The 20,625-nt window shown below is 35.6% G+C and carries 16 protein-coding genes and 3 tRNA genes; 4 read left to right on the top strand and 15 right to left on the bottom strand.

Going from position 1 to position 20,625, the window contains the following annotated elements; all coding sequences use genetic code 11:
* Positions 1 to 5 precede the first annotated feature (5 nt).
* Together BLQ00_RS09560 and BLQ00_RS09555 are read right to left on the bottom strand one after the other, a co-directional pair.
* A complete protein-coding gene (locus tag BLQ00_RS09560; protein WP_093143602.1) occupies positions 6 to 755 on the bottom strand; it encodes a C40 family peptidase in 750 nt (249 codons plus the stop codon).
* Between the two features lie 28 nt (positions 756 to 783).
* A complete protein-coding gene (locus tag BLQ00_RS09555; protein ID WP_093143592.1) occupies positions 784 to 1,962 on the bottom strand; it encodes an acetyl-CoA C-acyltransferase in 1,179 nt (392 codons plus the stop codon).
* A gap of 166 nt (positions 1,963 to 2,128) precedes the next feature.
* Here BLQ00_RS09555 and BLQ00_RS09550 point away from each other — a divergent pair, with 166 nt between their 5' ends.
* Complete coding sequence (locus BLQ00_RS09550; RefSeq protein ID WP_093143590.1) at positions 2,129 to 4,174, top strand: HD family phosphohydrolase; 2,046 nt, start codon at positions 2,129 to 2,131, stop codon at positions 4,172 to 4,174.
* Positions 4,175 to 4,237: 63 nt separating this feature from the next.
* Here BLQ00_RS09550 and BLQ00_RS09545 read toward each other — a convergent pair.
* The 11 genes from BLQ00_RS09545 to tsaD form a co-directional block, all read right to left on the bottom strand.
* A tRNA-Arg gene (locus BLQ00_RS09545) sits at positions 4,238 to 4,311 on the bottom strand.
* A gap of 30 nt (positions 4,312 to 4,341) precedes the next feature.
* A tRNA-Pro gene (locus tag BLQ00_RS09540) sits at positions 4,342 to 4,416 on the bottom strand.
* Between the two features lie 34 nt (positions 4,417 to 4,450).
* A tRNA-Ser gene (locus BLQ00_RS09535) sits at positions 4,451 to 4,535 on the bottom strand.
* Between the two features lie 140 nt (positions 4,536 to 4,675).
* Positions 4,676 to 5,857 carry a THUMP-like domain-containing protein gene (locus BLQ00_RS09530; protein WP_093143588.1) on the bottom strand — a complete coding sequence of 394 codons (1,182 nt, stop codon included), beginning with the start codon at positions 5,855 to 5,857 and terminating at the stop codon, positions 4,676 to 4,678.
* Between the two features lie 7 nt (positions 5,858 to 5,864).
* Complete coding sequence (locus BLQ00_RS09525) at positions 5,865 to 6,953, bottom strand: AI-2E family transporter (RefSeq protein ID WP_093143586.1); 1,089 nt, start codon at positions 6,951 to 6,953, stop codon at positions 5,865 to 5,867.
* A 34-nt stretch (positions 6,954 to 6,987) separates the two neighbouring features.
* Entirely contained in the window at positions 6,988 to 7,488 is a 501-nt protein-coding gene (locus BLQ00_RS09520) for a TrmH family RNA methyltransferase (protein WP_093143583.1), read from the bottom strand.
* Positions 7,488 to 8,132, bottom strand: coding sequence for a DUF4159 domain-containing protein (locus tag BLQ00_RS09515; protein ID WP_093143580.1), 645 nt, complete (start codon positions 8,130 to 8,132; stop codon positions 7,488 to 7,490). The genes BLQ00_RS09520 and BLQ00_RS09515 overlap by 1 nt, the downstream gene beginning before the upstream one ends.
* Before the next feature lie 44 nt (positions 8,133 to 8,176).
* Positions 8,177 to 8,383, bottom strand: coding sequence for a hypothetical protein (locus BLQ00_RS09510; protein ID WP_093143577.1), 207 nt, complete (start codon positions 8,381 to 8,383; stop codon positions 8,177 to 8,179).
* Positions 8,384 to 8,496: 113 nt separating this feature from the next.
* A complete protein-coding gene (locus tag BLQ00_RS09505; protein ID WP_093143574.1) occupies positions 8,497 to 9,207 on the bottom strand; it encodes a 16S rRNA (uracil(1498)-N(3))-methyltransferase in 711 nt (236 codons plus the stop codon).
* Between the two features lie 4 nt (positions 9,208 to 9,211).
* Positions 9,212 to 9,544: a TfoX/Sxy family protein gene (locus tag BLQ00_RS09500; RefSeq protein WP_093143572.1), complete on the bottom strand. Its 333-nt coding sequence runs from the start codon at positions 9,542 to 9,544 to the stop codon at positions 9,212 to 9,214.
* Positions 9,545 to 9,547: 3 nt separating this feature from the next.
* Positions 9,548 to 10,570 (bottom strand): tRNA (adenosine(37)-N6)-threonylcarbamoyltransferase complex transferase subunit TsaD, encoded by a 1,023-nt coding sequence (gene tsaD / locus BLQ00_RS09495; protein ID WP_093143571.1) that lies wholly within the window; start codon positions 10,568 to 10,570, stop codon positions 9,548 to 9,550.
* A gap of 106 nt (positions 10,571 to 10,676) precedes the next feature.
* Here tsaD and BLQ00_RS09490 point away from each other — a divergent pair, with 106 nt between their 5' ends.
* Entirely contained in the window at positions 10,677 to 15,062 is a 4,386-nt protein-coding gene (locus BLQ00_RS09490) for a translocation/assembly module TamB domain-containing protein (protein ID WP_229792596.1), read from the top strand.
* Between the two features lie 160 nt (positions 15,063 to 15,222).
* On the opposite strand, the gene BLQ00_RS09485 is transcribed toward BLQ00_RS09490, so the two are convergent.
* Complete coding sequence (locus BLQ00_RS09485) at positions 15,223 to 15,603, bottom strand: Rid family detoxifying hydrolase (protein WP_093143569.1); 381 nt, start codon at positions 15,601 to 15,603, stop codon at positions 15,223 to 15,225.
* Positions 15,604 to 15,655: 52 nt separating this feature from the next.
* Positions 15,656 to 18,427 (bottom strand): putative LPS assembly protein LptD, encoded by a 2,772-nt coding sequence (locus BLQ00_RS09480; protein ID WP_093143568.1) that lies wholly within the window; start codon positions 18,425 to 18,427, stop codon positions 15,656 to 15,658.
* A gap of 68 nt (positions 18,428 to 18,495) precedes the next feature.
* On the opposite strand from BLQ00_RS09480, the gene BLQ00_RS09475 reads away from it, so the two are divergent.
* Positions 18,496 to 19,617, top strand: coding sequence for an N-acetylmuramoyl-L-alanine amidase family protein (locus tag BLQ00_RS09475; RefSeq protein ID WP_093143567.1), 1,122 nt, complete (start codon positions 18,496 to 18,498; stop codon positions 19,615 to 19,617).
* Between the two features lie 55 nt (positions 19,618 to 19,672).
* Positions 19,673 to 20,623: an MlaD family protein gene (locus BLQ00_RS09470; protein WP_093143565.1), complete on the top strand. Its 951-nt coding sequence runs from the start codon at positions 19,673 to 19,675 to the stop codon at positions 20,621 to 20,623.
* The last annotated feature ends 2 nt before the right edge of the window (positions 20,624 to 20,625 follow it).

The raw sequence follows: 20,625 nt of genomic DNA, 5'->3' as shown, positions 1-20,625 counted from the left end.
TTTTTTTATACAATACGTTTAATAACGCGAAGTTGATGTGTGTAAGTTCGGGTTTCATAATTGAAAATCCCCGTGTGGTCTAAGCCATCAATACGAACTTTACCATGCGCATGAATAATATGATTGTCCTTCATAATAATTCCAACATGGGTAATCAGTCCTTCAGCATTGTCAAAAAAGGCTAAATCGCCAGGCTCACTTTCTTCAATAAAACTAAGCGCTTCTCCCTGTGTCGCTTGCTGACTCGCATCTCGTAATAATTTATAACCATTCAGTTTGTACACCATTTGTGTAAATCCACTGCAATCTATTCCGAAGGGAGTTTTTCCGCCCCATAAATAAGGAGAATTCAGAAACAATAATGCAGATTCTATTAAATGTTCCTTCGGAAAAGTTTCAGAATGAATTTTACCTTCAAAACGATGTTGAAGCAATTTGGTAGTATTTACCGTACTTCCTAAGCAAATAGAAAGCAATTGATTTTCAGTTGTGGTACTAAAATCGACCAAATCTGAAGATAAATGTAAGGGTTGTGTTACGTTTTCGGTATATTCTTCTTCAGTAATTTGAAGGTACTGTTTGTTGTCAACCCAACCTTCATACTTATCAAAAGCCAAACGAATACGACTCCATTTCGAACGAATTTCTAACACCTTGAAAAGTTCACCATATAAGATTTGGTTCACTAATTCTCTTTTGTCAGATGGTTCAGCGCGTAAGGGAACAATACTAAGATTACAAATACCGTAATTCATTTGAGGCAGATTGAAAAAAAGATATTAATTATTTTCTTTCAATAACCATTGCAGAAGCACCACCTCCACCATTACAAATAGCTGCGGCACCAATTTTGGCATTGTTTTGTTTTAATACGTTTAACAAAGTGATTACAATTCGTACTCCGCTACATCCAAGAGGATGTCCTAAAGAAACTGCTCCACCGTTCACATTTACATTGGCATCAGTTAAACCTAGAATTTTCATATTAGCCAAGCCAACTACAGAAAATGCTTCATTGAATTCAAAAAAGTCAACCGCGTCTTGTGTAATTCCTGCTTTTGCTAAAGCTTTTGGAAGTGCTTTTGAAGGTGCTGTTGTAAACCATTCTGGTTCGTGAGCTGCATCAGCATAACTTGAAATAGTTGCAAGAGGCGTTAAACCTAACTCGGCAGCTTTATCAGCACTCATTAATACCATGGCACCAGCGCCGTCATTTATAGTTGATGAATTTGCAGCAGTAGCTGTACCGTCTTTTGTAAAGGCAGGACGTAATGAAGAAATTTTATCCATACGTACATTCTTAAACTCTTCGTCTTCAGAAACGATTACAGGTTCGCCACGACGTTGTGGTACGGAAACCGGCACAACTTCTTCATCAAATTTTCCTTCAGACCATGCTTTAGCAGAACGCTCGTACGATTGAACAGCAAATGCGTCTTGATCTTCTCTAGAAAATTTATATTCGGTTGCGCAAGCATCTGCACAAACTCCCATTGCATTTTGGTCGTATGCATCTACCAAGCCGTCTTTTTGCATTCCATCAATAAGCGTAGCAGGGCCAAACTTAACGCCATTTCGCATATGTACATAATGTGGAATATTACTCATGCTTTCCATTCCACCAGCAACTACAACATCAGCATCTCCTAAAGCAATCGTTTGGGCAGCATTCATAAGAGCCTTCATTCCTGAAGCACATACTTTATTTACCGTTGAACAAGGAACAGTATTTGGAATACCAGCTCCTAATGCTGCTTGTCTTGCAGGTGCTTGACCTACACCAGCTTGAACAACATTACCCATAAATACTTCTTGAACTAATGAAGGGTCTAGGTGAATCTTGTCTAAAGCTCCTTTTATAGCAGCAGACCCTAACTGGGTTGCAGTTAGAGAAGATAAACTTCCCATAAAACTTCCAATTGGCGTTCTAGCCGCAGCAACAATAACAACTTCTTTACTCATGTAATCTGTACTTTTATCTGTTAAAAAGGTCTATTCTTTTGTAAAATTCGCTTCCGAATATTTTACGCAAATTTACACATTATTAATCAAAATATCAATCTTTGCGATACTTGACTGTGGGATTAATGAAAGGTTATTTATACCTTTACGTATCGCATAACATTTTATGAAAAATCTCTTTGCACTTTTTACAAAAAAACAATCTTTAATATATAAAGTATTCCTTTTTGTAATTTCCACGTTTTTAATTATTTATTTACTTCCGAAAGGAGGGCAGTTTAAATATAACTTTCAAAAAGGGAAGCCTTGGCAGTACGAAAATTTGTACGCTCCGTTTAGTTTTACCATAAAAAAAGAAGCGGAAGCTATTGAAAAGGAAAAAGAAATAATCCTCGCCAATGCAATTCCGTATTTTGATTATGATGCTACAGTTTTAAAACAAAGTGAAAGCGACTTCAAAGGACTGTTGGATGAAGTGTTTGTTGATAGTTTGTACAAAACATCAAAAGAATCGGCAGTCCGTTTAGGGCTTTCAATCACAAAGAATCTTTATAAAAACGGCGTTATCGATGGTGTCTATCCCTATTCCGAAGATAAAATCGTGTATCTTAAAAAGGGAAATGAGATTGAAGAAATTGTCTATTCTCAATTATTCAAAAAAGAGGATATCCCTAAAAGAATTATTGCGAATCTACCCGAAAATGCTTCTGAAAAACTTCAGGACTTATTAGAAAAATCACTTTTCAGAACCATAAAACCGAATGTAACCTTAAACACGAAACTTACTGAAGCCGCTAAAGAATCAGAAATTAAAGCCATTAATCCGAATCGCGGAATTATAGAAAAAGGCGGCCGAATTATCGCCAAAGGAGAAGTTGTAGAAGGGGATAAGTTTCAGATTCTAAACTCACTAAAACTCGAATACCAGTCACAAGTTTGGAGTGCGTCTAATTATTACTGGTTGCTAATTGGCTATTCTTTGTTAGTATCATTAGTGTTTTTAATGCTTTTTCTATTTCTGAAAAAATACAGACCCGACATATTTCACAACAATACGAAGGTGACCTTTATCTTTTTCAACATCTTTTTAATGGTGTTTTTAACCACAATTGTTGTGAAGTTGGATGCAAAGTATGTATATGTTGTTCCTATTTGTATTTTACCACTTATTCTGAAAGCGTTTTTCGATCCTCGAGTAGGATTGTTTGTGCATGTGCTCACCATATTATTACTCGGTTTTGTGGTTCCTAATAGTTTTGAATACATGTTTTTGCAGTTTATCGCAGGGATTGTAACCATCTTAACGGTTTCAGAATTATACAAAAGAGCGAACCTCTTTATCTCGGTAGGACAAATAACACTCGTTTATATTATAGGGTATTTTGCTTTTTTCTTAATTCAGGAGGGGAATATTCAATCGATGGAATTAGAGCGTTTTGGATACTTTATTCTATGTGGTTTGGCTACTTTGTTTGCCCATCCGCTGATTTATTTTTACGAAAAGATTTTTGGGTTGGTGTCCGATGTTTCTTTGTTAGAGCTGAGTGATACGAATTCGAAGCTTTTAAAAGAATTGTCGAATAAAGCTCCAGGAACGTTTCACCACTCTTTAAATGTAGCGAATTTAGCAGAAGCTGCTGCGAATGAAATAGGGGCGAACGCAATGCTTATTAGGGTAGGAGCGTTGTACCATGATATTGGTAAAATGCACAATCCGACCTATTTTACCGAAAATCAAGTAAATTCTATCAATCTTCATAACGATTTAGATCCGAAAGAAAGTGCTCAAATTATTATAGGTCACGTAATTAAAGGGATTGAAATAGCTAGAAAAAACAACCTTCCCGATCGTGTCATCGATTTTATACGCACCCATCACGGAACTAGTTTGGTGTATTATTTCTATAAAAAGGAAAAAGAGCTAAATGAGAACGTAAACAGTGATGATTTTAGATATCCTGGTCCGGTACCATTTTCGAAAGAGACAGCTATTTTAATGATGGCTGATAGTGTAGAAGCCGCTAGCAAAAGTTTGAAAGAGCCTACATCTACCAAAATTGATGCTTTTGTAGAGAAAATTATTGACGGGCAAATGGAGCAAGGACAGTTTCTAAACTCAAATATTACCTTTAAAGAGATTGAAACAATTAAAAAGGTACTGAAAAAGAAGCTTAACAATATCTACCATCTTCGTGTAGAATATCCAGAATAAAAAGAAGTATGTAATTGTTGGAAACAAAAAATCCTCAAAACCAAATGGTTAGAGGATTTGAAGTGAGCCCTGAAGGATTCGAACCTTCGACCGCCTCCTTAGAAGGGAGGTGCTCTATCCAGCTGAGCTAAGAGCCCGTAGTTTTAATGTTTCTACGAAAACAAAAGTCGGGGTGGCAGGATTCGAACCTGCGACCTCCTGCTCCCAAAGCAGGCGCGATGACCGGGCTACGCTACACCCCGAAGGTGTTAAGATTGTTGCTTGTAAGCAATTTTGCGGAGAGTGTGGGATTCGAACCCACGCGACAGTTACCCGTCGACAGTTTAGCAAACTGCTCCATTAACCACTCTGGCAACTCTCCAATACTGTATGAACTTAACACCGTAAAATGCGGTTGCAAATATAATATTTTTCTGTTGTTATAATGCAATAAATTTACAGGTTTTTTTAACCTTTTTTTAGAAGCCTTAAAATTAATTAATTATGAGCGCTATTTTTACCCTATTGGTCTTTAATTTCTACCTTTTTACATACTAAAATCACTTTTTCGTCATTTAGAAGGGTTGTAAAAAATAGATAATCTTCTCCACCGTCTTTAATATTCCATTTTTTACGAAGACTTGCAACACTCTCAGGGAAATTACGCGTAGTAATATTGGCTTTTTTTAATGCAAGCTCTTTACGAATCGTTTTTTTTCCGTACGGAATGATTTTTTCAATACTGAAACTTCTTCCAGGAAACGGTTGCAGCGTTTCACTTGTATATAAGTGTGTATGCTTATGTAGCTTGTTTACTGTAAATGCTTCAGAAAGGTGTTGAAATGCGCCACTTTTCATAATAGCGGCATTGGGTTCGTATAAAAACCCTTGCGGTATTCCGTAAGAAGTCGTTTCCGAAGCATTCATTGAAAAATGAAATGTTTCCGAAGAGGTTTTCGCAAAATTTATTGTTTTAACTTCTGGAGCACCTTCAAAACCTTGTTTTAAAAGCCACAAGAGCTCTTTTACCTCGTTTTCTACTGCTACGACGTGAATTTGGTAAACACCTGTTAATTCATCTAATCCTGCCGAAATATCAAGCATTGGTGATGTTTTAAGTAATAGGGTGTCGCAGTTTTTTAATACTTCGGAAAGATTTTCGGGAATATTGGGCTCGCAATCTTTTAGAAAGAAGACTTTTCCCTTACTATCATGACGTCTTGAAGGATCTGTATAAATTACATCGAATTTAGTATTTAATACTTTTTCGAGTCCGTCGCCAGCTTCGCATAGTATATTATCTGCCCTTAGCACTTTAAAGTTATGTGCTGCTATTTCTGAAAGTACTTCGTTGTGTTCAAAATGGTATACGTTTGAGAATTTTTTAGCGAAATAAAAACAATCAACTCCAAATCCTCCTGTGATATCTGCCAATGTTTTTCCTGAAACAATAGAAGCTTTGTATTTCGCAGTTACTTCAGAAGAAGTCTGTTCTAAGTTTAATTTTGGAGGGTAATAAATTCCATCTGATTTGTGCCAAGTAGGAAGCTTATCTTTACTTTTTTGGTAGCTTTCTATTTGTTGAATAAGGGCTTGTGTTGTTACTTCAGAAAAAGGACTTCCTTTGAAAGCTAACTGAGAAATGGGTTCTGTGTAATTTTTTATAAAATGCTGAATAGTAGTATTTAAAATGTTTTTATCCAAAGTATTACTATAAGTTTTTAGTTAGACGCTTTACAATCTTATATTCAGATAAAAACTCTTTTGCAATCACTTTCAAAGCAGTATAAGTTGGGACGGCGAGTATCATTCCTGAAATTCCAAAAACGTAACCGCTAATTAAGATTACGATAAATATTTCGAGCGGATGTGAGCGTACACTTTTTCCGAAAATAACGGGCTGACTTATTAAATTATCAAACAATTGCGCAATGCAATAGCCAATAAAAACATAAAATAACAACGGTAATAATTCCGAAGAAAAATCGGCTCCTAAATTATTAGAAACCACGACTAACATCATAACTGCGCCGCCAATGATAGGGCCTAAATAGGGAACGAGATTTAAAAAAGCACAGATCAACGCAATGGCTACTGCATTCTTAACATCTAAAAAGAGGAGTAATACGGAGTAAAATAGCGTTAATATGAGTATTTGAAATAAAAGTCCTAAAAAATACCTCGATAAGAGTTCTTTAATTTTGTTTAGAGTACGTACAAATCGTTCTTCACGGCCGGGGTGTGCAAAAACAACGACAGTTTTGGCAAATAAGTCCTCATCTTTCAGCAAGAAAAAAGAAATAAATAGGGTGGCGAATAAACCGATTACAAAAGGTCCTAATTTATTAAAAAAGATGTCTACAAAGCTGGGAATTAGTTCTAGACTAAAGTTTTGTACAAATTCAGTTTGCTTTATGGTTTCTATGAGGTCAATTTGTTCTAAACCAAGGTAATCACTGGCTTGCATGCTTAACTCATTCAAGTCTTTTTTTACCAAATCGAAATCAATGTTCGAGATGTTTTTGCTTTGCTCTACAACAATGGGAACAAATATTTTAAGTAAAACACTCACTGAAACGATTACTAAAATAAGTGCAACCATTGCGGCAATAGTATGACTAAATTTAAGGCGTTTGTTTAAGAAATTAACTACTGGTCTCCCCACCAATGAAATTACTGCGGCAATACCAATGTAAAGGATAAGCGGTTGTATTTTGAATAAAAACCAAATAAGCAGAATCACACCAGCGAGAACGCCAATGGTTCGTAAGATTGCAAAACTTAATACTTTAGCCTTCATTTAGTAAATATAGTATATTACAAGAATTATTCTCTCAAAGTTTTGTTAAGGAGTGTAATGCGATGGCAGTCGCCTGTATTACGTTCATACTGCTATTTGCGCCGAACATTTCAATGTGCGTGTGAATCTTAGTAAATTTTAAAGCTGCTTCCGAAACACCGTTTTGTTCATTCCCGATGATGAGCGCTATTTTTTTATTTTTTTCTGAAAGTGCATCGATTGGAATACTGCATTTGGTTATCTCTAAAGCGATGAGTTGGTATTCTTTTTTTTGAAGGTTTTCTAATTCTGAAAGAATATCGGCTCCAAATGAATAACGGACTTCGGTATGAGTGTTTCTAGAGGTACGTTTTAAACGATTGGAATGAATGTTGAATGAAGCATTGCAAAAAATAATTTCTTGAATCCCTAATGCATCACAGAGGCGAAACAATGCGCCAACATTGGCAGGACTTTCCAGACCGTCGCAAACCACAACAATTGGAAATGTCTTTTTTACAAAGTCAGTACTTTCGTGAGAATGCTGTAAAGTCATTAGTTTTCAAACACATATTTTACAATATTAGCTCCCATCTGCAAAGCTTTAAGACGAACTTCTTGCGGATCGTTATGTACTTCCGGACTTTCCCAGCCATCGCCTAAATCAGTTTCGAAAGTATATAATAATACAAGACGACCTTCATTGTAAATTCCGAAGGCTTGAGGTTTCTTATTGTCGTGCTCGTGTATTTTTGGTAATCCGTTCGGGAATTTGAATGCTGCGTTGAAAATTGGATGGTTTCCAGGAAGCTCTTTAAGCTCTTTATTCGGAAATACTTTAGCAAGTTCTTTCCGAAGGTATTGATCCATTCCGTAGTTGTCGTCAATATGTAAAAATCCTCCGCTTAGCAGGTAGTTTCGAAGGTTTTCGGCTTCTTTCGAAGTAAAAAAAACGTTTCCGTGCCCTGTCATGTGAACCAAAGGATAGTCGAATAGTTCCACACTGCCTGGCGTTACTGTTTGCGGTTTGTCTTGAAACGTTGTGTGTATTTGTTGATTGCAAAATGAAACAAGGTTAGGAAGGGCAGTAGGGTTCGAGTACCAATCTCCACCGCCACCATATTGTAGCAAGGCAATTTCCTGACTCGTAAGAGTGCATAAAGGGAAAATAAGAAGCAAAAAAAATACTTTTAAACGCATAGCTTTCAAAAGTACAAAATCAGTAAATGAAAAAGAGAAATTAATTAGAAAGAAATTTTATCGAACATTTTTGAGTTAATATCATCCATAAAAAGAAGCCAATCTGCTGTTACAGTAGTGATGGTATTCTTTTCAGCATCTTCAGTAATGTTATTTAATATAGAATCAACTCTAGAGTTATAGACTAAAACAGGTTTACGTTCTGTAGTTAGCGTGTCTTTAACTTTAATATTTTCTTTAATAGAAAGCATTTTATTTAATTTTAATTATCGATGCAATAAGGGGGAATGGTACTGCAATTTTATGAAATATAAATCAAATGTAAGTATTTTCTTTAGATTATAATTTTGATTTTCGACGAACTTTACGTATATAAGCTGAAATACACACTGTGACAAGCGACGATTGCAGCTGTTTCTGTGCGTAACCTGCTATCTCCTAGTGTAATAGGTTTAAAATCTTCAGAAAAAGCTAAATTTATCTCCTTTTCGGTGAAATCGCCTTCTGGCCCGATAAGAAGCAGTATTGAAGTGTTGGGGATAATTGTTTCTTTTAGCGATTTTTTAGCTGAATCTTCGCAATGTGCAATCCCTTTTATTTTTTCTGTATGATCTTTTGTAAGAAATTCCTTTAATGAAATGGCTGGATTTAGTTTTGGAAGATACGCTTTTAGCGATTGTTTCATGGCACTTTGAATAATCTTCTCGTAACGTTCTGGTTTTATAACCTTTCGTTCACTTCGATCGCAGATAATAGGTGTTATTTCGCTAATTCCAATTTCGGTTGCCTTCTCTAAAAACCATTCGTAACGATCGTTCAATTTGGTAGGAGCAACAGCAAGGTGTAAATGATAGGAGAGCGGTTCTTGACGTTCAGACGTTAATACCGAAGCGACACACCTCTTAGGGTTGATACTTAGCAGCTTTGCTTCAAAAAAATAGCCTTTCCCGTTGGTTAAATGTAAGATGTCACCTTCCTTTTTCCGAAGCACTTTGCTAATATGTCTGCTTTCTTCCTTGTCAAAAACAACTTCTTTGGAAGTTTCAGAAATAGTTGGGTTGTAAAATAGTTGCATTTTCTTAGTTACTTTTTAATTGTGCGTGCTCAATTCCTAACTCTATCCAGTATTGTAAATCTTCATTGGTTGTAAAACCTCCTTCAGAAACAAAAATAAATTCTTTCATGGGTTTTCCTGTAAAATCCATAGGCGTAACAAACGGTGATTTTAAAACAGTTTCCATTTTTTCAGGAACAACGCGAACCAACAAACGTCCTTTAATTTCTCCGATACTCATTTTTCCATTGTAAAGTGTACAGTAGCCGCCAAACATTTTCTTTTCAGTAATAGCAGATCCCCAAGCAGTAACACCAGCACGAATTCTTTTTACTAACTCTAACGAAGTTGTTCCCATGCATTAAAATTTCATTCTAGCATTTGCTACGACGTTAGTTTCGGCAAACAGCTCTTTCTTATATTTTAATTCACCTACAATAGCAATCATAGCAGCGTTGTCGGTACAATATTCAAATCTAGGTACGTGTGTTGTCCATCCGTACTTCTTTTCAGCTTCAGCTAAGGCTTTTCGAATGCCACTATTAGCTGAAACGCCACCACCAATAGCAATTTCTTTAATTCCGGTATGTTTCACAGCATTTTTAAGCTTGTCCATTAAATAAGACACGATGGTGTATTGAATACTGGCACAAATATCGTTTCTGTTTTCAGCAATAAAATTGGGGTTTGCTTTAACTTCACGTTCTATAAAATAAAGCACAGCCGTTTTTAAACCGCTAAAACTAAAATCCATCGGACTTACCTTGGGTTTTGTAAACGGATAAGCCTTTGGGTTTCCTAATTGTGCGTATTTATCTATTAAAGGGCCTCCAGGGTAAGGAAAACCTAAAATTTTAGCGCTTTTATCAAAAGCTTCACCAACTGCATCGTCAATGGTTTGCCCTAAAAGTTCCATTGTAAAATAATCAGTCACTTTTACAATTTGCGTATGACCACCACTAATAGTTAACGCCAAAAAAGGAAAATTTGGAGGTGTTTGTTCTTTCGCCTTAATAAAGTGAGCTAAAATATGTGCTTGCATGTGATGAACATCGATTAGCGGAATGCCCAAACCTAGTGCTAAAGACTTTGAAAATGAGGTGCCTACTAATAAAGAACCCATTAAGCCAGGACCCCTTGTAAAAGCTATGGCACTTAGCTGATTTTTATCGATATTTGCTTTGCGAAGTGCTTGGTCCACCACAGGGATAATATTTTGTTGGTGGGCACGTGAAGCAAGTTCGGGGACAACGCCACCATACTCCTCGTGTATTTTTTGAGTGGCAACAACATTAGATAATACAGTACCGTTGTTAATTACGGCAGCTGCTGTATCGTCGCAAGAGGATTCGATACCAAGAATGTAACAGTTTTTTTCTTTCAAAATGAAAAGGGCATATTTATTGGTTGTAAAATTAAAACATTAAAAGCGTATCAAAAAACTTAGTAAAATAATACTTCGCACCTTCGCAATAATCATCTTGCTCATTGTGCTATTAGTTATTATTTTGTCTATTCCTTCTGTGCAGACTAAAGTAGCTCTTCGTGTAACGGACTATCTTAACGAATCGTACGGAACTGATATTAACATACATCGTTTAGGATTAAACTGGAAAGGTGAAGTAGATATTAGAGAAGTTTATATTGCAGATCATCACCAAGATACCTTGATTTTTGCAGAGCAAGTTCAGACCAATATTTTGAATTTCAAAAATCTTCTAACGAGTGAGCTTGACTTCGGAAGCACTATTCTTTCAAATGCTACTTTAAATTTTGTCCATTATAAAGACGAACCTTCAGACAACTTGACTCTTTTTTCTGAAAAATTTAATACAGGAAAACCACCAAGCGGAACTGTATTTAAACTTTTTAGTGATGATTTAGAGTTAGAAAATGGTCACGTTCGTATTATGAATCAGAATTTAGAAAAACCGGAAATATTAGATATTAAAAATATCAATATCACGGCTTCAGATTTTAATGTGATAGGACCAGAGGTCGCTGCCAAAATAGAATCCTTGTCCCTCACGGAAACTTCCTTGTTTAATATAAAGGATTTACAATCTGATTTTGCCTATACTAACAACGGAATTGAACTTAAAAACTTAATCCTAGAAACGGAACATTCAAAAATTATAGGTGATTTAGATTTAAATCACGGTGGGAAACTCTATTCAGATTTTTACAACGATGTTGTGATTACTGCCAATTTGAAGGATTCTGAACTTTCTACAAATGATTTGAATTCCTTTTACAATGAATTTGGTGCCGATCAGATTATTTCGATTAATGGAGATATAAAAGGAACTCTTAACGATTTCACCTTAGATAACGCCAAATTGTATTCAGGATCAATGCGGGTGTATGGGGATTTTAAATTTAAAGATTTACTTCGAGGCGATAACAGTTATGCTATTACTCTTAAAAACCACAATATTACGACTAGCTTTTTTGAACTTCGAAGATTGATGCCAAAGGTTTTAGGAAGTATTTTGCCGGTAGAATTAAAAACTCTTGGGACATTTAATTTTAGAGGAAACACCAGTATTTCTAGTCAAGATCTAGTTACAGATAGTAATATTGTAACAGATATTGGTTCGGTGACAGCTAAAATTGCATTGGGGAATATTAGCGATTTTGACAATGCTTTTTATCGTGGAGACGTAAAACTTACTCAGTTTAATTTGGGGAAAATAGCTGGAACGACTTCTTTAGGGAAGGTCACTGCCGATGTAATGGTCGATGGCCGTGGATTTACACAGAATACGGTAAACACTTCAGTCGATGGAAGTATTTCTTCTTTTGTTTTTGAAGGATATGACTATCGTAACATCCTAATTTCAGGAAATTTAAAAAATCCATTGTTTAATGGGAAGCTAACCATCGATGATCCCAATTTAAAATTAAATTTTAATGGACTTGTAGATGTTTCCAAAGACTTTAATCAATACGATTTTGAAGCAAATGTAGATTTTGCAGAACTCAATAAATTAAACCTTATAAAACGTGATAGTGTCTCTGTATTTGCGGGTAAAATTGTGATGGATATGGATGGTACCACCCTAAATAACGTTAAGGGTACTATTAATTTTACGCAAACTTTTTATCAAAACGAACGCGACGATTTTTACTTTGATGATTTTAATATTATTTCCACATTTCAAGAGGATATTCGCACCATTGAAGTGAAATCGCCAGATATTATAAATGGTAAAATTTATGGTGAGTTTTTAGTTGAAGATATCCCTGATTTGTTCCGAAATGGAATTGGTAATATTTATGCCAATTTTATTCCAAATGAAGTGACGAACAACCAATATATTGATTACGAATTCGTGGTTTACAACAAGATTATAGATCTGTTTGTGCCAGAACTTCAGTTAGGAGAAAACACACGTGTAAAAGGTTCTGTTTCTTCCGACGAATCTAAATTCAAACTCAACTTTAAGTCTCCAGAAATATTACTTTTCAATAATTACTTAGGAAAGGTAAACGTTCAAATAGATAATGACAATCCATTATATAATACATACATTTCAGTAGATTCAGTATATACAGGGGTGTATGATATTAAAGACTTAAGTGTCATTAATAAAACACTCAATGATACCATGTATGTTCGTTCCGAATTTAAAGGAGGAAAACTGAAAGATGATTTATTTAATTTATCGTTATACCATACGATTAATCCAGAAGGGAAATCGGTAGTAGGAGTAAAGAAGTCTGACATCACTTATAAAGAGAATGTCTGGTACATCAACGAGCATAATAACAATTTGAATAAGGTTGTGTTCGACGATAACTTTAAGAACATTCGAGTAGATTCATTAATGTTAAATCACAACAATGAAGTGATACAAATGGCTGGAGTGCTGCGGGATTCTACCTATAAAAATATTCGAATAGGTTTTACCGATGTAAATGTTGGAAATCTTGTTCCGCCAATCGATAGTTTACGCTTGGCAGGAAATATAAATGGAAAGCTTGATTTTGTTCAGAAAAATAAAAGCTATTATCCAAACTCGACGATTACCATTGATAACGTTGAAATTAACGATATCGAATTTGGTGATTTAAATCTGAGTATCTCTGGAAATGAAGATCTTACAAAATATAAAATAAACACCTCTCTTACCAATAACGACGTAAAATCGATAAGTGCTATTGGCGGAATTGATGTGTCGTCTAAAAACCCACAAATTAATCTGAACGTATCACTTGAAGACTTTAATATGCAAGCCTTTAGTCCGTTTGGGGCAAATGTTATCACAGATATTCGAGGAGAAATTTCAGGAAATGCCAAGGTTTCTGGAAATTATAATTCGCCCGATATATTAGGCCGTTTTGCAATCCAAAATAGCGGATTGCGTGTGGTTGAGTTAAATACCGATTTTGATATTGAAGATAACACGCAAATTGTTGTTACTAAAAACAAATTAGATATTGGAACTACCAATATTACCGATACAAAGTTTAATACCAAAGGTACTTTTTCAGGTAATGCAACGCATCAAAACTTTGGGGATTGGGAGTTAAATCTAAATATCGCTGCACCAGAACGTTTATTGGTTTTGAATACACCTCCAGACGATGAAGCGTTGTACTACGGAACCGCATTTATTAGTGGTAGTGCTGGTATTTCTGGACCTATTGATGAATTGGAGATTGATGTTATTGCTACAACCGAAGAGGGAACAACCTTTAAAATTCCGTTAAGTGATACAGAATCTATTGGTGATGATTCCTTTATTAAATTTTTATCTCCTGAAGAAAAACAAGCTAGGATTAGCGGAGAGACGTTTGTGTCTAAAGAGTTGAAGGGGTTAAAGCTAGAGTTTGATTTAGATATCAATAACAAAGCTGAAGTTGAAGTGGTAGTTGATAAAGTCAATAACTCAACATTAAAAGGAAGAGGAGCAGGAACACTGTTAATTCGAATCAATACGTTGGGGGCTTTTCAAATGTGGGGAGATTTCCAGGTGTATGAAGGAACCTATGATTTTAGGTATGGTGGCGTTATTCAGAAAAGCATTCAGGTAGTTCCTGGAGGGAATATTAACTGGGATGGATCGCCAGAAAGAGCGCGATTGGATATTAGTGCAAAATATGCCACCGAGGCAAATCCATCTATATTATTAGACAACCCTTCTGTGAACCGAAAAATACCTGTAGAAGTTTTGGTCGATTTAAAAGGAGAAATTATTCATCCAGACTTAAGTTTTAATGTAAACTTTCCAAGAGTGAGTTCTACAGTTAAAAGTGAGTTAGAGTATAAACTTCAAAATGAAGAGCAAAAACAAAAGCAAGCTCTTTTCTTATTAGCCTCAGGTTCGTTTGTAAACGATAATTATGAAAGTTCGAATGCGTTTTCAGGAACATTGGTAGAACGTGTCTCGGGGATTGTAAATGAACTTTTCGCAGATCAAGACGGGAAGTTTAGAGTAGGATTAGATTATTCAACAGGAAGTAGAACTCCAAATCAAGAAACTGCCGATCGTGTCGGAATTACACTTTCGACACAAATTAACGAGCGTATCTTAATAAATGGTAAAGTGGGAGTTCCTGTGGGTGGTGTAAATGAAACTGCCATTGCAGGTGATATTGAAGTGCAATGGTTGGTTAACGAAGACGGTAGTTTACGTATGAATTTCTTTAACCGTCAAGCTGATCTTCAGTTTATCGGTGAGGATCAAATTTTTGAACAAGGTGCAGGAGTTACGTATTCTGTCGATTTTGATACGTTTAGTGAGCTAGTTAATAAGCTATTCAACAAAAAACTAACGCTTGACGACGATGAAGAACTTCCGGTAACGCCAGACGATAATTCATTGCCTGACAGTTTTATTTCGCCTGCTACTATCAGAGAGCAGGAGTAGGGGCTTTACTTCGGAAAGTTTGGTAGTCTATTGAAACTGACGTGTTTTTTACAATAAGGTAACAACTAATCTAGCGCGCTTTTGTAAAGCGTGAAAAATTCACTGTAACTATCATTAAATAAGTGCACTTAAAAAAGTGTAGAAGATTTTTTAGAAGTGTTTACAAAGAAGCAATTGCAGAAATTTCGACATTTACATACTTCGGAAGGTTTGCAACCTCTACAGTTTCTCTTGCCGGAGCAGTTTCAGGATTAAAGTAAGAACCATACACTTTGTTGATTGCTTCAAAATTCTTCATATCACTCACAAAAATGGAAGTCTTCAATACATTTTCGAAGGTCATTCCTGCTTCAGTTAAAACAGCTTTAAGGTTTTCCATTACCAAAGTTGTTTCCGTAGTAATGTCTTTTAAGTTTAATTCACCCGTCTTAGGATCTATGGCAATTTGTCCAGAAGTATACAACATAGAACCATTTAAAACAGCTTGATTGTAAGGTCCAATAGGCGCTGGTGCATTAGAAGTGTAGATTATTTTTTTCATTGTAAAAGCATTTTTTAAACCGAAAATGTTTCCGAAGTATATCGTAAAAGTACTAAAAGTTTTTATCTGGCTCTCTACGTTTGTCGTATTTAATATCGCTTAATACAGACGATTTTATCCCAACAAAAAAGTACCAAGAAGTATTGATACTACCAATGGGTGTCCAATTAAAGCTCATTTGCCAACTCTCTAAATCGCGCTGAAAACGGAATTGCGTAAGTGTAACCCCTTTATTTTTGAAATCGTACCCGGAGGACATTCCAACTTTCCATCGTGGAGAGAGCTCTACATTGGAGCTAAACATTAGCGATTGTGAAGAAATTTCATTTTGACGTATGGAGTTAGAGTAGGACATGGTATAGGCAACGCGTAAATCCCACGGGAGACTATAATTATACCAATCTCTATTTTCATCTACTTCGGAATCTGAATCGTCTGCAAATATCTGGCCGTCATTAATGTTTGTGGCATCTCCAAATAAATCGTCGGGGCGTCCACCATTTCTGAAGGTGTCGTTTTCGAAATCATCTTCCTTTTTTCCTTCAAAATCTTTACTTGAAAAATTGTAATTCACACTAATATTCGCGCCTGTAAGTCTAAACAAACTTCCGCCATTGTCAATATTAAACTGGTCGATACGCTGATTATTGTTATCGAGTGCGTACGGATCTAACGAACCACTAAAGTTTAAATCTAATTTAGGAATAATAGGAATACTTCCGCTAAAAGAAACAGGGCTCCAGTTTAATGAATCACCCCTGAGGTTGTAGCTTGTTCCAAAGTTTAAGTTGTTTAGTAAAACCACTTTTTTAGCTTCAGTTGCCGTTGTGTCTTTATCGCGTACCTTGGCTTCAAGTGTATTGCTTAACGACAAACCAATACTACTAGTGCTTGTTTGTCCAGGAGCTCCGTATAAGGTTCCTTCAAATCGAGAATATTCAACGACTTCTTCATTGATATCAGGATCGGCAGAAACGACAGGGATGTTATATTCATCGTAATACTGATTAAAACCTGGATTAATATTGTAGCTTACATTAGGGCGCATTACATGTCGTACTGCTTGTACTTTACGTTTCTTTCCGAAGTTAAAGGTTCCGTAAACGGTAGTTCCTAAACTGGTAGAAAAGTTATAAGTTCGGTAGCTATCAAAACCAGAGATAGTGTCCGTCACAACGCCACCGTCACCATCATTGGCAGTAGCATCATAACTTTTATCGAAGGTTTTTAAAGTCCATGTCTCTTGATAGGTTGTATTTGCAGACGCACTTAGGTATTTTAATACTTTAAAATTGGTACTTACAGGAATTCTGTGGCGCATACCGACAAGCGCATTATCAAACATTTCTTTCTTGAAAAACAACGAATCTACTGTGTTAATTCGGTTGTCGCCTGTAAAATCGTACTGTAAATTAATATTGTCTATAATTCCCTTTTTAACTCCAGCTTTAGGAGCGAAAGGAAAAATTCTTGAAACACTAGTTGTAACACTAGGTAATGACATTGTGATTTGTTGTGTATTGGTGTTTTGAGAATGTGTTGCCGAAATAGCTGTGTTTACCTGTGGCTCTCCTTCAAAAGTTTTAGAATATGAAACAGAAGAACTTAACGTATTTACTAAAGCACTTGCATTGTTGGTCTGATTGATAGATTCTTGAAAATAACGGCTACTACCAAGGTTAACAGAAGCTGAAAAACGCGAATTTGGACTCGCTTTTGTGTCTTGCGAATGACTCCAACGAATGTTGTAAACAGTACTCTGTGCAAAATCGTCAAAGCCTCGCTCACTGTCAATAAGGTTTTCGTAGCGCAAACTTACATTTCCTCTATACTTATATCGTACCGCATAGGTAGATTCCGCACGGAGTCCGTAGCTACCGTTTGTATAGTAGTCACCTAATACCGTTAAATCTAAAAAGTCGTTAACCGCAAAATAGTATCCTCCGTTTTGAAAAAAGAATCCACGAGAACCATTATCACCAATGGTTGGAATGATAACTCCAGAAGCTCTATCTTCTGTTAACGGAAAAAAGGCAAAAGGCAACCCGATAGGAGTAGGCACATCTGCGATGTACATATTAGTAAGTCCGGTAACAATTTTCTTTTTTGGAACAAATTTCGCTCTTCGAGTATAGAAGTAATATTCGGGGTCGTCGATGTTTTTGGAGGTCGTAAACTTCACATTTTGCAAATAAACGACAGAATCATTCTCTCTTTTGGTGATTTCGGCGATCACATTGAAGCCGTTTTGTTCGGTACGAGAATTATAAATTAATGCTTTTTCGGTGTCAAAATTAAATCGGATGGAATCGGGTTTCACCTCGTTTGCACCTTGTTTAAATTTTGGACTTTGACTATAAACTCCGGCGCTGTCAATTCCTTTTGCATAGACTTCATTTTTGTTGTAATCTAAAATAATAAGTCCGGCATCAATCCGCATATCGCCATAAATTACATACGCTTTATTGCGCATATACACTTTCCTTTCCTTTTGATTCATATACACGTAATCTTCACCATAATAGTCAACTACATCTGTAAGTGTCTCTTTTTGCGGTTTAATACTATCTGTTTTAACGGTGTCTGTAACCGCTTCGTTTATTTCAGAAATAATGGGTTTTATAGGTACCGTAATGCTATCCTGAATTTCTTCGGAAGGGATTGTAACTTCGTTTTTTGTTGGTAGATCTTGCGAATACAAAATAGTATTGCATAAAAGCAACATAAAAAGAAAAACCGGTAAATATTGCCTTCGTGTTTGCAATGCTACGATATGATTATTTTGTAGTTTTGGCTTAGTTTTTGAAAGTTCAAAATTAAGCATATTTTTTGGGCTGTGTTTTTAAAATCCGATTTTTTAAAATATCAACTTTCAACTAGCGTTTATTCTATATGAAAACGAGATTATTACATTTTTTAGTATTGTTTTTTTTAACAACTACTATATTTTCAATTAAGGCAACTACGTATACCAATACAAAACCATTTATTGTAGTGTTAGATGCTGGACACGGCGGACACGACCCGGGAAATAGAGGAAATGGGTACAAAGAAGCTGATATAGCCTTAAGCATTGTTTTGAAAATTGGAGCTGTATTAGAGAAAGATCCGAATATAAAAGTGATCTATACACGTAAAAAAGACGTTTTTGTAGAGCTTTTTGAACGTGGAGCCATTGCAAATAGGGCAGATGCCGATCTTTTTGTGTCTGTACATTGCGATTCACATACGTCGCAAGCATACGGAGCAGGAACCTTTGTGTTAGGACTTCATGGAAATAAGCGGAATATGGAAGTCGCTAAAAAAGAAAATGAGGTAATATTATTAGAAGAAAACTACAAAGAGAATTATGCAGGGTATGACCCTAACTCTCCTGAAACATTTATTGGTTTAACTTTAATGCAAGAAGAATACTTAGATCAAAGTATTATGTTAGCTAGTTTGGTGCAAAATAATTTTGTGCACAAACTAAAACGTAAAGATCGAAGTGTAAAACAAGCAGGTTTTATTGTATTGCACCAAAGCTATATGCCTAGTGTGTTGATTGAAACAGGTTTTTTAACCAATAAAAAAGAAGGCGCTTATTTAGACTCTACTAAAGGACAAAAGGAAATGGCTGAAGCTATATCGGATGCTATTTTAACTTATAAGAAAAACATTCAATTAGCGACTATCGATTCGCAAAATCCTGTAATAACACAAGATGAAATTGATAAAGCCATTGAAACTGCTGAAGAAAAGATATATAAGGATGTTACGTTTAAAGTGCAATTAGCAGCGAGTAGTTCGAAACTTGAAACAAAACCATACAACTTCAAAGGGTTAAAAGATATAAGTAGAGCACAAGAAAAAAACTTATACAAATACTATTATGGAGCGACTTCCGATTACAATAAAATTCAGTTAATGAAAGCTTTTGCACAAGAAAAAGGATATTCTTCTTGCTTTGTGGTTGCCTTCAAAAACGGCGAACAGCTCAAACTTTCGGAAGTCTTAAAATCTGAAGATAAATAACTCAGATTTCTCTATATTTATGTCTAAATTTGTTGGAATCTAAAACAAGACCCCTTTGAGACTCACAAGAGAAGTAAAAACAGGAATACTTGCCATAGGAGCAATTCTATTGTTCATCTTTGGATATAGCTTTTTAAAAGGGACTAATCTATTACAGGATAGTCGTTATTTTTATGTGAAATATAAAAATGTAGAAGGCCTTGCAAAATCTGCTCCCGTAACTATAAACGGACTAAACGTAGGAAAAGTAAATGATATCAATTTTGCCAATAATACGGGTGGACTTGTAGTAAAGTTTACGTTGGACGACGACTTCGTTTTTTCAAGAGATAGTAAAGTACGTATCTATAGTGCCGGATTAATTAGCGGAAAATCATTAGGAATTTTTCCAGAATACGACGTTAATAATATCGCAAAGTCGGGAGATACCCTTAGTGGTGAAATTGAAGGCGGTATGTTAGATGCCGTTACCAAAGCTCTTGGACCTTTAGAAAAAAAGGTAAATGTAACGTTAGCTACTTTAGATACAGTGTTAATTGGTGTTTCAGATATTTTAGATGAAGAAACACGTGTGAATCTTAAAGACGCCATTAAAAATTTGAATGCAACAATGAGTTCTTTCAATGGGGCATCTAGTAAATTGAATACATTATTAGCTAATAACACCGAAAAATTAGATCGTACGTTTACAAATTTAGACGACATGTCTTCTAATTTCTCTAAACTTTCAGATTCACTTGCACAATTAGAAACAGGGAAGCTTGTTACCGACTTACAACATGTAATTTCAAAACTTGACGGTATAGCGACAGGTATAGATAATGGAGAGGGAAGTGTAGGAAAACTACTTAAAGATGATGCACTTTATAATAATTTAGAAGGCGCTTCAAAACAACTAGAACAACTACTTCAGGATGTAAAACTGAATCCAAAACGATACGTTCATATATCAGTTTTCGGAAAAAAACAAAAAGAATACACAACTCCAGAAGATCCCAACCAATAATA

Origin of the sequence: Ulvibacter litoralis (assembly GCF_900102055.1) — a bacterium.
Classification (GTDB): domain Bacteria; phylum Bacteroidota; class Bacteroidia; order Flavobacteriales; family Flavobacteriaceae; genus Ulvibacter; species Ulvibacter litoralis.
The sequence above is the reverse complement of the archived record's forward strand: the minus strand, read 5'-3'. Positions and strand labels throughout refer to the sequence as shown.